Genomic DNA, 13,961 nt, shown 5'->3' with positions numbered 1-13,961 from the left:
AACTGAATCAAATTTATTAGCGTGTTTGACCCAAACTTTTCTTAATTGACTTTGACTCAATAAACTTTTCTATACTTTCTCTCGAAATGATCCCAAGCTGGCGCGCAGCTGGTTTTCCATCCGGATCAAAAAAATAAGTACTGGGCAGTAGTGAGATATCGTCGAGCTGAGAAGCAATCTGCCGATTACCTAAAACAGTGGGATATGTAATTGACATTGACTGAACAAAATCCATAACCACTTGTGGATCACTAAAATCCATTGCCACGCCGATCACCATAATATCTGTTCTGCTCTCATATAACGCAATCAAATCAGGAATTTCTTTCAAACAGGGCGGACACCAGGTTGCCCAGAAATTAACCAGAACCCACCGTCCTTTATAGTCTGCCAGCTTATGAATTTTCCCTGTTGCATCTTGAAACTGAAATGCTTGTGCCTGAGCACTCAATATCAGTGGTACCAAACAAAACAATACTGCCAGTTTGTGCTTCATCACTTTGTGGCAAAGCTTCCATTGAATTCTTATCGACATTCTCAACTCTGTTATACCTGCGGATGAGCCCGTTCTAGCTTGCTATGCAGCTTATTGAGCGCACTGAGATAGGCTTTTGCTGACGCTACAACAATATCGGTATCTGCGCCATGTCCATTGACGATACGGTCAGACTTCTGTAGCCGTACGGTTACTTCTCCTTGTGCATCAGTTCCACTGGTAATATTGTTAACCGAAAATAATTGCAGCTTAACCCCGCTGGATAGTAGCGTTTCAATCGCACGGAAAGTTGCATCCACCGGACCGCTTCCTTGAGATTCAGCATTCATTTCACTTCCATCGTCAGAAATCACAATACGTGCATAAGGAACTTCGCCTGTTTCGCAGTGAATGGTAAGTGATATTAACCGGTAGCGCTCTTGTAGCACCAGTACTTCATCTGAAACCAATGCATGGAGGTCTTCATCAAATATCTCGTGCTTCTTATCCGCCAACTCCTTGAAACGCATGAAAATATTATTAAGCATTTCTTCGGATTCCAGTTCAATGCCTAACTCCATGAGGCGATTGCGGAATGCATTACGCCCGGAATGTTTTCCCAGTAATAACTTATTTGCCCCCCAACCCACATCTTCTGCGCGCATGATTTCATAAGTCTCTCGGTGTTTCAGCACGCCATCCTGGTGAATACCTGATTCATGTGCAAAAGCATTGGCCCCAACAATCGCTTTATTGGGTTGTACCGGGAAACCAGTAATGCCGGAAACCAGCTTACTTGCCGATACAATATGTGTGGCATCGATTTTCGTATCACAGGAAAAATAATCCTGGCGCGTTCGCACAGCCATAACAACTTCTTCCAGTGAGGCATTGCCCGCTCTCTCTCCTAAGCCATTGATGGTACATTCTACTTGCCGCGCGCCATTCATCACGGCAGCCAGTGAATTGGCTACAGCCAACCCTAAATCATTATGACAATGTACCGAAAAAATCGCTTTATCCGAATTCGGAATGCGTTCACGCAAACTACGAATCAGCTTACCGAACTGATCCGGCATGGTATAGCCCACCGTATCCGGAATATTCAATGTCGTCGCACCTGCGTCAATAACAGCTTCAAGTATTTGACACAAGAAATCTATTTCTGAGCGGCCGGCATCCTCTGGAGAGAACTCAACATTATCGGTATACTGACGCGCCCATTTCACAGCTTTCACGGCTTGTGTAATCACCTGATCAGGCGACATCCTTAGTTTATTCTTCATATGGATCGGTGATGTCGCAATAAACGTATGGATACGCGCCGATTGTGCACCTTTTAATGCTTCACCTGCACGCTGAATATCAGCCTCGATCGCACGTGCCAATCCACATACCACACTTGCCTTTACCGAGTCAGCCACTGCTCTAACAGCCTCAAAATCTCCGTTAGATGCTGCTGGGAATCCTGCTTCAATAACATCCACACCCATACGTTCCAGCTGCCAGGCGATACGCACCTTTTCTTCTTTAGTCATGGATGCACCAGGACTTTGTTCACCGTCACGCAATGTCGTATCAAAAATAATCAAATGCTCTTGCATTATGCTCTCCACTTAAGGAAGAAAACTTAAAGTAAGATAAAACTCGTTTTTCGAATTTTATAGGGAAGAAAGGGAAATAGGGGTAGAAAATTTTAGCGCGCAAGGCGCAATAACGGTCCCGATAGAGCCATCGGACCTGAAAGAAAATACAGCGAGTGGTTATAATTTTTTGCAAACATAATGGCGGTGAATATAAATAGTTTTTTCTTTCTGTGCAATAGATAACCGTCAGGAACTGGGTGTTTCATTATTCTTTTTACTTCTACTAAACCGCCATAATTTAACAAAATAACCCGAAAATGCATACGCCGCAAACAGAAAAAATAATACGAGCGGCGGGTGACTTGGAATTAAAACAAAAAAGAATAGTACTAATAACAAGACCGTAAAGAATGGAACCCGGCGACGTAAATTAATTTCTTTACCACTATAATAAGGAATATTACTGACCATGGTCAAAGCAGCAAATAAAGTAACGATACTAGCAAGCCATTTTATATCGCTCCCTTGCACCTGAAAATTAAGCATTACCCAAACAAGTCCTGCGATTAATGCAGCTGCGGCAGGACTGGGCAAGCCTTGAAAAAAACGCTTATCAACCACCTCTATATTGGTATTGAATCGTGCAAGCCGCAAGGCTGCACACGCACAGTAAATAAATGCGATGATCCAACCCCATTGATCCATATCTTTCAAAGCCCACTCATACACAATCAGTGCAGGTGCGACACCAAAAGAAACCATATCCGACATACTATCGTATTCGGCACCAAACTCGCTTTGCGTACCTGTCAGCCGTGCCACCCGGCCATCCAATCCATCCAACACCATGGCTATAAAAACGGCTACTGCAGAAGATTCGAAATTTCCATTCATTGCCTGCACAATGGCATAAAAACCCGCAAACAAAGCGGCTGTGGTAAATAAGTTAGGCAATAAATAAATACCACGACGCCGCAATCGAGATTTGAGTACAAGACGTTCTGGCAGAGAATCAGGCATTATTGGTTTTTTGTGAAAGCATGCTAATAATAAAATATTCTAGTTGATAATTAATCTCAGGCATCTCGTAAAAAGGATTCTCAGTACAGCGCCATTCGTTGGTACCAAAACTCTGATACGGAGAATTTTTAAATTTGTATTCTCTTTTTAGCTAATCGCTTTTGCTTCATCACGAAATTCTGCCAATATCGTCAGTGTTGCTGACACTTTATCACCGATGTTGACATTAATTCTAGTATTTAGCGGCAAATAAACATCCACTCTCGAACCAAACCGTATAAATCCAAAGCGTTGGCCACGCGACAGATGATCACCCGGAGAAACATGGCAAATAATACGTTTCGCGACCAACCCAGCCACTTGAACGCAGGTTACATCGGCGCCATTAACAGTCTTAATCCATAGTGCATTCCGCTCATTTTCCAGCGAAGCTTTCGGTAAATCTGCATTAATGAATTTCCCTGGAAAATACCATTTATCCCGCACCTCGCCGTCAACTGGGCTACGATTGGAATGTACATTAAACACATTCATAAAAACGCTGATCTTAACGGCTTCGCGCTCCAGATAAGGGTCATGAGTCTTTTCAACAGCAACAATTCTGCCATCAGCAGGTGCTAAAATGGCATTCGGATTCAGTGGAATTTCTCGAGGTGGATCACGGAAAAACTGCAAAACGAAAAAAGCAATCACCCAAAATGGTATTGCCCAAAGCCAGTCAACTAACAACGTTGTGCCCAATGCGGTAGAGAACGCAATTACAATATGAAGCCAACCTTCGCGAGCAATGATAGGATGAGGATAATAAGCCATAGATAAATTACGACAAGAGTTTGAATGGTGAAGAAGCCAAAGTTCAAATCATAGAAAAAACCATAATTCTCTAGTTTTTCACTTGATCCACGAGTTTGTTTTTCTTGATCCACGGCATCATATCGCGCAACTTTGCACCCACTTGTTCAATCTGATGTTCGGATGCTATACGACGACTTGATTTAAGTACAGGCGCCCCGGATTGATTTTCCAGAATAAATTCCCGGGCATACTCACCCGTTTGAATCTGGCGTAAAATTTTACGCATTTCTGCACGTGTTTCGTCGGTAATAATACGCGGCCCACGTGACACATCACCATATTCTGCATTATTCGAAATGGAATAGCGCATATTTGCGATACCGCCTTCATAAATCAGATCTACAATTAGTTTGACCTCATGCAGGCATTCAAAATAGGCCATTTCCGGCGCATAGCCAGCCTCTACTAGAGTTTCAAAGCCGGCTTGAATCAATGCAGTCAAACCGCCACATAATACAACCTGCTCGCCAAACAAGTCTGTTTCAGTCTCTTCACGGAAGCTAGTTTCGATCACGCCGCCTCGCGTACCGCCATTCGCAGCTGCATAAGATAGCGCCAAATCGCGTGCTTTACCCGATTTATCCTGATGAACTGCAATCAGTGAAGGTACACCACCACCCTGCAGATACGTGGAACGAACCAAATGACCAGGTCCCTTAGGGGCAATCATGATCACATCAAGATCTTCACGCGGGCTTACCTGTCCATAGTGAACACTGAAACCATGAGCAAATGCTACAGTAGCATTTTTTTTCAATCCTGGCTCGATCTCCGCTTTATAGACTGACCCAATCTGTTCGTCGGGCAATAAAACCATGACAACATCTGCATCCTTAACGGCTTTAGCAACTTCCTTTACCGCTAATCCAGCGTTCTCGGCTTTATTCCAGGATGCTCCGCCCTTACGCAGACCAACCGTAACTTTGACTCCCGATTCACTCAAATTATTAGCATGTGCATGCCCCTGTGAACCATAACCCAAGATAGTTACTTTTTTTCCTTTAATAAGAGACAGATCTGCATCTTTATCGTAATAAACTTTCATTATTTTCCTTTTAAACAAAATTAGAATAGAAACAGGCGCGCAATAGAGAGAATACTTTACTCAAAGTATAAATTACTCTGGATTGCTAACCTCAAGATTTGGATTAATCAGCAAATAGAGATTATACCTTTAAAATCCATTCTCCACGCCCTATGCCGGAAGCACCTGTACGCACTGTTTCCAGAACCGCGCTCCGCTCAACAGCTTCAAGAAATGCATCCAGTTTCGAGCTAGTGCCCGTTAACTCGATGGTATAGGATTTGTCTGTTACATCAATAATACAACCACGAAAAATTTCAACCAGTCGGTTGATTTCTTCCCGATCTGAACCAATCGCACGTACTTTGACCAGCATTAACTCGCGCTCTATATGATTACCTTCATTCAAGTCGATGATTTTCACTACTTCAATCAACTTGTTTAATTGTTTGGTCACTTGTTCCACCACCTCATCAGAACCAATAGTCACCACCGTCATACGCGACAATGTTGGATCTTCAGTAGGCGCTACGGAAAGTGATTCAATATTGTAGCCACGTGCTGAAAACAGGCCTGCTACGCGAGACAAAGCCCCTGCTTCATTTTCCATCAATAAAGAAATAATATGTCGCATTTATTTTCTACACCAGAATCATTTCAGAAAGCCCTTTACCACCCGGCACCATGGGAAAAACGTTTTCAGTTTGATCGGTAATAAAGTCCATAAATACCAGTTGATCCTTCAGTTTAAATGCTTCTTTCAAGACGCCTTCTACATCTTCTGGTCGTTCAATCTTCATTCCGACATGTCCGTAGCTTTCAGCCAGCTTCACAAAATCCGGGAGTGCATTCATATAGGACTCCGCATAGCGATTACCATGAAAGAATTCCTGCCATTGTCTTACCATACCCATGTAACGATTATTCAAGTTAATAATTTTCAAAGGTAATTTATACTGCTTGCAGGTTGACAGTTCCTGAATACACATCTGAATACTCGCCTCACCCGTAATACAAGCGACTTTGCCTTTTGGGTTAGCCAGTTGCACACCCATTGCGGCAGGCATACCGAATCCCATCGTGCCCAATCCACCGGAATTAATCCAGCGTCGTGGTTTATCAAATTTATAAAATTGTGCCGCCCACATCTGATGCTGTCCGACATCCGAGGTGATAAAGGCATCCCCTTTGGTGATATTGAACAGTTTCTCAATCACCATCTGCGGTTTAATAATTTTGCTTTCACGATCATATTTAAGGCAATCCCGCTCACGCCATAACTCGATCTGTTTCCACCACTCTTTCAATGCCGCTTGATCAGGTTTTTCCTTTCCAGCTTTGATCAGCTTGATGAGTTCTTTCAGCACATCCAGAACATCGCCCACAATAGGCACGTCTACCTTAACGCGTTTGGAAATGGACGACGGATCAATATCAATATGAATGATCTTTCTATTTTCATTAGAAAAATGTTTGGGGTTACCAATCACACGATCATCAAAGCGCGCACCCACAGCCACCAGAACATCACAATACTGCATTGCCATGTTAGCTTCATACGTACCGTGCATACCCAACATCCCCAAGGATTGCTTATCCGTCGCAGGATATCCGCCCAATCCCATCAGCGTATTGGTGCAGGGAAAATTCAGTATTTTCACCAATTCGGTTAATTGCGGCGCAGCATCACTTAATATCACTCCACCGCCTGCGTAGATCACTGGGCGTTTGGCGCTGAGAATCAGTTCGGCGGCTCTCTTAATTTGCCGAGAATGCCCTTTGGTCACCGGATTATAGGACCGCATGGTGATCTTGTCCGGGTAAACAAACTTGGTTTTTTGTTGCGAAACATCCTTGGGTATATCCACCAACACAGGACCGGGACGACCTGTCGAAGCAATATAAAAGGCTTTTTTAATAGTTTGTGCCAGCTCGGTTACATCCTTCACCAGAAAATTGTGTTTGACACAAGGTCGTGTAATACCTACTGTATCAACTTCCTGAAATGCATCCAAACCAATGGCACTTGTGGGTACTTGCCCACTGATTATCACCATAGGAATTGAATCCATATAAGCTGTTGCAATACCTGTCACGGCATTGGTCACGCCCGGCCCCGAAGTAACCAGTGCTACACCCACATTATTGCTAGAGCGAGCATAACCATCTGCAGCATGTACTGCAGCCTGTTCATGACGCACCAATATATGCCGAACTTTATCCTGCTTGAACAATTCATCATAAATAAACAATACCGCTCCGCCAGGATAACCGAAAATACAACGTATGCCTTCTTCCTGCAAACAACGTATTGTAATTTCAGCGCCGGTCAATTCCATACTCATGCTTTCTGCATCCCAATATCAATTTCAACAAGTTATAAAATATTCTAACAGTAAAAGTCCATCATCGTACCGTCAAATTCCTGTACCACCTACAGTCAATCCATCAATGCGTAATGTCGGCTGCCCAACGCCAACCGGCACACTTTGTCCTTCTTTACCACAGGTTCCGACACCAGGATCCAACAGCATATCGTTTCCGATCATGGAAACCCGTGTCAACACATCGGGACCGTTACCAATCAACGTAGCACCCTTAACCGGGTAGGTGATTTTTCCATCTTCAATCATGTAAGCTTCAGCTGCCGAGAAAACAAATTTTCCACTAGTAATATCGACTTGCCCGCCGCCAAAATTTGCTGCGTACAAACCATGCTTTACTGAAGCGATAATTTCCGCTGGATCCTTATCACCATTCAGCATATACGTATTGGTCATGCGCGGCATCGGTATATGCGCGAAAGATTCACGCCGACCATTCCCGGTAACGGGTAAATCCATTAACCGGGCATTCAGACTGTCCTGCAAATAGCCTCTCAGTATGCCATCTTCTATCAATACAGTACATTGTGTCGGGTTACCTTCGTCATCAATATTTAACGATCCACGTCTTTGCGGAATTGTTCCATCGTCGACAACCGTAACGCCAGGAGCTGCAACACGTTCACCCACACGCCCCGAGAAAGCCGAACTGCCTTTCCGGTTGAAATCCCCTTCCAATCCATGACCAATTGCTTCATGCAGTAATATCCCAGGCCAGCCACTTCCCAGAACAACCGTCATGGTGCCAGCAGGTGCAGGACGCGCATCCAGATTAACCACCGCCTGATGGACAGCTTTTTGCGCATAATCCTGCAAAATCTCATCGGTGAAATAAGCATAGCTGAAGCGCCCACCACCACCGGCCACACCTTGCTCACGACGGCCATTTTCTTCAGCAATCACCTGCAAGGACAATCGAACCAGCGGTCTGACATCAGCTGCAAGCAATCCATCGCTGCGGGTTACCAATACCACTTCATATTCACCGGCGAGTGAAGCGACGACCTGAGTAATCCGTCGATCAAGCTGCCGGGTATAGCGTTCTAACCTCTCCAATAATGCGACTTTATCTGCATCTTTAAGACTTGCTATCGGATCTTCCGGTAAATAAAGCTGCGTCTGCCGCCCCATTTGATTATGTTTCACCACTTGTACTGAGTGCGCTCCGCCTTGATTGGCAATTGCCCGTGTTGCTTGAGCAGCCGATACCAGCGCTGGCATACTGATGTCATCAGAATAAGCGAACCCGGTCTTTTCCCCACTGATAGCGCGAACACCAACGCCCTGCTCGATATTGAAACTGCCCGATTTAACAATGCCTTCCTCCAGCATCCAGCCTTCTGAACGACTGTACTGAAAATAGAGATCAGCGTAATCAATATGATGCGTCAGTATTTGACCCAATACTTGTTGCAATCGGGCAGCATCGATATCATATGGCGACAACAAGCAACGGTCGGCAATTGCGTAGAAATCTTTTGTTTCTGTCATACATTCAGTCGTCATCATATCTGATTTATTTTATTCACTGCCTATCCAAAAAACTGCACCCAATCCAACGGTCATTTCAGGAGTCGCTCACTCGAAAAACACTCTCCGATACAGCACAATACTGCAACCGATAATTTCACTCACCCCATTTAGTTATCTAATCCGATGGGGCGTTCAATAAACTACACCATAGATTACACCGCAGCTTGGAGAGTCTGTTAATTACAAAATTTGAGAAGTCTAACAGTACTGCAAAATTCGATGATCTAATGCTGGCAAGTTCGTCCGTAAACTGATCTGATACTCCGGATCAATTGTCGCCACCACGGCTCCGGAACCACGTGGCAAACGCTCCATCACAACACCCCAGGGATCGACAATCATACTGTCCCCATTCGTCTCGCGTCCGTTCACATGATAACCGCCTTGCCCGGGTGCTATCACATAAGCCATATTCTCAACCGCACGTGCACGAACCAACACTTCCCAATGCGCTTTTCCTGTAATCGCAGTAAATGCCGCAGGTGCCAAGATGATGTCAACATTATTCATCATGCGGAACAGCTCCGGAAACCGCAGATCGTAACATATCGACAACCCGATACGGCCAAATGGAGAATCTACAGTCACTACTTTACTCCCTGCTTTAATGGTTTTTTCCTCGGCATAATACTCATTGCCCAATTGCAAGCCAAACAAATGAATTTTGTCGTAGCGCGCAACCTGTTCCCCATTATCTGCATACACTAAACAGCTATTATAAACCTTATCCGTCTCGGGTGACGCTAATGGCACCGACCCCCCCACCAACCATACACCCAAACGTTTCGCCGTATCACTGAGAAATCTCTGTATTTGCCCGTCGCCAGGTTGCTCCCGGACAGCCAATTTATCCGTATCCTTCATTCCCATGATACAAAAATATTCAGGTAACACAATCAGTTTGGCTTTTTGAGAAGCCGCATCTTCTATTAAGCGCGCCGCTTCTTTCAGATTTGCAGTCACACTCGGACCCGAGGCCATTTGAATGGCAGCTACGCGAAAACCTTTACGTTTCTCGTTTTCAATCATTGGCTGCTGTTGTTTAGTGGTATTGTTTAACATTTTTCATTTGCTCTGATCTTCAGGATTTCAAAAATAAAATTGATTATTAACTGAAACCTTTATGAATTCTCGTTATTATCAAGCGCTTTTCCTAATTATTCCATATAAAATCAAGGATTCGCGCTTCGCTAAACTGGATTCTAGCATTTACTTTGACAACGTTCTAATTTGATTTATGCATTATCTGACATAAGCAAACATTGGCTTTGTTATTCTATAAAATTTATTGCTGAATATTATGCACACTATCAAGCACTCACCGGATGCAACGCTCGCCGCCGCGCTGCCTTTTAGTCGTTATGCACAGCGCATAATGGACAGCGAGCCCGCACGAAAAATTGCGTTGCTAACAACGCTTCAGTCTCCTTTCAAAAGAGAGGAAATGCTGGCGTTCCTGGAATCTCATTCCGCACTGATCACCAACGAAGAGATTTTACATAGCGTACTACGAGATCTACGCAAGCAAGTTATGCTTCGATTAGCCATTCGTGATATCAGCGGCCAAGCTGATTTATCCGAAGTAATGTCCAGTATGACTGAGCTCGCCGAAGTCACCATCAATTTTGCGCTTAAGTACCATGAAAGCTGGCTAACGCAACCCAATCGCTTCGGATTACCCATCGGAGAACAAAGCAATGCGCTTCAGCATATGCTGGTTGTAGCCATGGGCAAATTGGGCGGTGGTGAACTCAACGTATCATCCGATGTTGATTTGATCTTCGTTTACCCGGAAGATGGCGAAACAAATGGCGTTAAACCCATTTCAAACCATGAATTTTTTGCCCGACTCGGCCGCAAACTGATCGCCAGTCTCAACGACTATACGGTAGATGGTTATGTATTCCGCGTCGATATGCGCTTGCGTCCGCATGGAGAAAACAGTCCTTTGGCAATCAGCTTTCCTATGCTGGAAGAGTATTTCATCAAACAAGGGCGGGAATGGGAACGTTATGCCTGGATCAAAGGCCGGGTAATTGCAGGTCACGCGGATACCGAAGCTGAATCGACCCTCACGGAGAAAATTGTAAGACCGTTTGTATTTCGCAAGTATCTAGACTTCGGCGCTTACGAATCGATGCGTCGTTTACATGCGCAATTGCGCAAGGAAGTCGAGCGCCGTGAAATGCACGACAACATCAAACTGGGCCCCGGGGGAATTCGTGAAATAGAATTTATTACACAGGTTTTTCAATTGATCCGGGGGGGCCGCGATGTTGATTTGTGTATTCGACCCACATTAAGTGTTTTACATCGTTTGCAGAACAAACAACAACTTCCGCAACAAGCTGTCGCGGAACTCACGAATGCGTATCACTTTCTGCGTAAACTGGAACATCGTCTCCAGTATCTGGATGACCAACAGACACAGACGCTCCCCCTAAATCCAACCGATGAGAATCTTATGGCAACTGCTATGGGATTTTCCGATTATGTCAATTTTATGCAACAGTTGGATATCCATCGCAAGAACGTGACACGTCATTTTGAGCTGATTTTTGCTACCCCCAGAAAATCATCCACTCATGACATGCTGGCTTATCTGTGGCAAGCTGAGACACAAGATATCTCGCAAACGGAAGCCGCCGCCACACAACTGAGTACCATGGGATTCACCGAACCTGCAAAAATTTCGGAACGATTACGACTATTCTATCAAGGTACTTTTTATCATCAACTCTCCGAATCCAGTCAGCAACAAATCAACACACTGGTTCCAATGCTGATTGAAGCGGTAGCTGAACGTCCACCGGTTGAAACCACACTCGAGCGCATGCTGCAATTACTGGAAAAGATTAGCCCGCAAACATCCTATCTGGCGCTTTTACTGGAACACCCCCATACACTGCAACGCGTGGCCGAACTCGTCAGCATCAGCCAATGGGCCAGCGACTATCTGGCACGTCACCCTATTTTGCTGGATGAATTATTACGCCATGACGCACCGCACCCTGTCCCTGACTGGAATGCACTGCACAACGAACTCATTTATCAATTGAATCATGTCAACAATCCGAAGAATGACGTTGTCGAATGGCAGATGGATGTTTTGCGGCACTTCCAGCACGCCCAGGTATTCCGGTTATTGGTTACCGATCTGGAAGGCACATTGGTGCTCGAAACCCTGAGCGATCACTTGACCGCATTGGCCGACTTGATTCTGGACACAGTGCTCGATCTGGCCTGGTCCGGTTTAAAAAAACGCCATCACGAAAAGCCTGTATTTGCCATTATCGGCTATGGCAAGCTGGGAGGAAAAGAACTCGGATACGCTTCTGATCTCGATTTAATTTTTCTTTATGAAGATGACCATCCCGATGCTGCGGAGATTTATACCAAGCTTGGGCAAAGCATCAACGCCTGGCTCACCCGCCATACTTCAGCGGGTTTACTGTATGAAACAGATTTGCGCCTGCGCCCAAACGGCGCCACCGGCTTACTGGTCAGTTCAATGGAAGCTTTTGCGCAATACCAGCGGGAACAAGCTTGGGTATGGGAACACCAGGCATTAACTCGGGCACGCTTTGTGGCGGGTGATCAGTCGGTAGCAGAAGCTTTCGAAAACACGCGCAAAGAAATTCTATGCAAACCGCGCAATTTAATCGAACTCAGGCAAGATATTTTAAAAATGCGCGAAAAGATGCTCGATGTTCATCCCAATCCAACCGCATTATTTGACATCAAACACGACCGCGGCGGCATTATCGATGTCGAATTCATTGTGCAATACCTAGTACTGGGATATTCCAGCCAATATTCTCAATTAACCGGAAATATCGGCAATATCGCGCTCTTGAAACTGGCTGGTGAACTGGGACTTATTCCCATAAATACAGCGGAGCAAGTACGCTCGGCTTACCGGGAATTCCGTCGCATCCAGCATCGCCAAAGATTAAACGGCGATGCAGATATGACAGGCGGCGCACCCATCGATGGACAAGCGCAGAAATTTACCCGTGTCGAGGGCAGTCATTTAAAAGATGATCGTATGGCCGTACTGGCGCTGTGGGAAGAAGTATTTGGAGATTGATGCGAATTGTACCGGGTCACTGTACAATGAAAACGAAACTTAAGCGCGACATAATACTCGAACCATGATTAAAAACCGCAATCTGCTTGATAAATAAACACATCATTACCTTACAATTTTCTTGCTGAGAAGTTCTGGCATGATTTATGCTTACTCTAAACCGCGCACACGCGGTGTGTCCTGACTCAACCTAAAGGAGAATAACAAATGCAACAAGTACAAAAAGGTTTTACACTCATCGAATTAATGATCGTTGTCGCCATCATTGGTATTCTGGCTGCTGTGGCTGTACCTGCTTATCAAACCTATACTTTGAAAGCCAGGTTTAGTGAAGTTACATCCGCTGCTGCACCATATAAGCTTGGAGTTGAACTCTGTTTTCAGGAACAAGGTACTCTGGCCGCAGCCAGTTGTACTAATGCATTGGGAGGTATACCTCCTGCGACAGCTGCAACTGATGGTGCGGTTGCCGCTGGTTCAGGTGCAATTTCCGCTAACGGCCCACTCACCGCTACAATAACCATGACTGCTAGTGCCGCTAACGGTCTTACTGGTCAAACCTATATACTCACAGGAACTTCGGCAGGAATTGGAAGACCTATAATCTGGGCTAGAAGTGCTGCAAGTACATGTGTTGCTGCTGGAATATGCTAATTCTAAACTCACAACTTAATCTAGGTGAGTAAACTCGTAAGGCGCAATACCCAAAGGGCATTGCGCCTTTCCCATATCTGGTTCAGAACATCGAACGTTTCTCAGAATCCAACAAGCTAAACATTCCTTATCAGCAATCTCTGGTTATTCTTCATCTCAAGCACAGCAAGAAATCGATACTGTTGATCAAAAAAATTACTCGTCCCTATTGAATAACCAATTTGTATTATTCCAAGCTTACTTAGAGCATACTCAGAAATTCAGCGGTCAGATATGCGCTGCCAAGTAAGAATTCTGGTTTCAGATGAATTGGCAGGCATGCGCAAACCCAATTTTTCTG

11 protein-coding genes are annotated in these 13,961 nt (G+C 44.8%); 2 read left to right on the top strand and 9 right to left on the bottom strand.

Going from position 1 to position 13,961, the window contains the following annotated elements; genetic code table 11:
• Positions 1–16: 16 nt before the first annotated feature.
• From ACH10T_RS11820 to ACH10T_RS11780, 9 genes are all read right to left on the bottom strand, one after another.
• Entirely contained in the window at positions 17–535 is a 519-nt protein-coding gene (locus ACH10T_RS11820; protein WP_394809474.1) for a TlpA family protein disulfide reductase, read from the bottom strand.
• A gap of 11 nt (positions 536–546) precedes the next feature.
• Complete coding sequence (locus tag ACH10T_RS11815) at positions 547–2,079, bottom strand: 2-isopropylmalate synthase (RefSeq protein ID WP_394809473.1); 1,533 nt, start codon at positions 2,077–2,079, stop codon at positions 547–549.
• 228 nt (positions 2,080–2,307) lie between these two features.
• Positions 2,308–3,081, bottom strand: coding sequence for a CDP-diacylglycerol--serine O-phosphatidyltransferase (gene pssA, locus ACH10T_RS11810; RefSeq protein ID WP_394809472.1), 774 nt, complete (start codon positions 3,079–3,081; stop codon positions 2,308–2,310).
• A 147-nt stretch (positions 3,082–3,228) separates the two neighbouring features.
• Positions 3,229–3,894 (bottom strand): phosphatidylserine decarboxylase, encoded by a 666-nt coding sequence (locus ACH10T_RS11805; protein WP_394809471.1) that lies wholly within the window; start codon positions 3,892–3,894, stop codon positions 3,229–3,231.
• A gap of 70 nt (positions 3,895–3,964) precedes the next feature.
• Complete coding sequence (gene ilvC / locus ACH10T_RS11800; protein ID WP_394809470.1) at positions 3,965–4,981, bottom strand: ketol-acid reductoisomerase; 1,017 nt, start codon at positions 4,979–4,981, stop codon at positions 3,965–3,967.
• Between the two features lie 121 nt (positions 4,982–5,102).
• Positions 5,103–5,594, bottom strand: coding sequence for an acetolactate synthase small subunit (gene ilvN, locus ACH10T_RS11795; RefSeq protein ID WP_394809469.1), 492 nt, complete (start codon positions 5,592–5,594; stop codon positions 5,103–5,105).
• A 7-nt stretch (positions 5,595–5,601) separates the two neighbouring features.
• Complete coding sequence (locus ACH10T_RS11790; RefSeq protein ID WP_394809468.1) at positions 5,602–7,305, bottom strand: acetolactate synthase 3 catalytic subunit; 1,704 nt, start codon at positions 7,303–7,305, stop codon at positions 5,602–5,604.
• A gap of 72 nt (positions 7,306–7,377) precedes the next feature.
• A complete protein-coding gene (tldD, locus tag ACH10T_RS11785; RefSeq protein WP_394809467.1) occupies positions 7,378–8,850 on the bottom strand; it encodes a metalloprotease TldD in 1,473 nt (490 codons plus the stop codon).
• Positions 8,851–9,075: 225 nt separating this feature from the next.
• Positions 9,076–9,906, bottom strand: coding sequence for a carbon-nitrogen hydrolase family protein (locus ACH10T_RS11780; RefSeq protein WP_394809485.1), 831 nt, complete (start codon positions 9,904–9,906; stop codon positions 9,076–9,078).
• 271 nt (positions 9,907–10,177) lie between these two features.
• Between ACH10T_RS11780 and glnE the strand changes: the two genes are divergently transcribed.
• The gene (gene glnE / locus ACH10T_RS11775; protein ID WP_394809466.1) at positions 10,178–12,967 is read left to right on the top strand and encodes a bifunctional [glutamate--ammonia ligase]-adenylyl-L-tyrosine phosphorylase/[glutamate--ammonia-ligase] adenylyltransferase; all 2,790 of its coding nucleotides are present in this window, start codon (positions 10,178–10,180) and stop codon (positions 12,965–12,967) included.
• Between the two features lie 207 nt (positions 12,968–13,174).
• Positions 13,175–13,621, top strand: a complete 447-nt coding sequence (locus ACH10T_RS11770) for a prepilin-type N-terminal cleavage/methylation domain-containing protein (RefSeq protein ID WP_394809465.1) — start codon at positions 13,175–13,177, stop codon at positions 13,619–13,621.
• The last annotated feature ends 340 nt before the right edge of the window (positions 13,622–13,961 follow it).

Origin of the sequence: Nitrosomonas sp. (assembly GCF_043753625.1) — a bacterium.
Lineage (GTDB): Bacteria > Pseudomonadota > Gammaproteobacteria > Burkholderiales > Nitrosomonadaceae > Nitrosomonas.
This window is presented reverse-complemented; position numbering and strand designations above follow the sequence as displayed.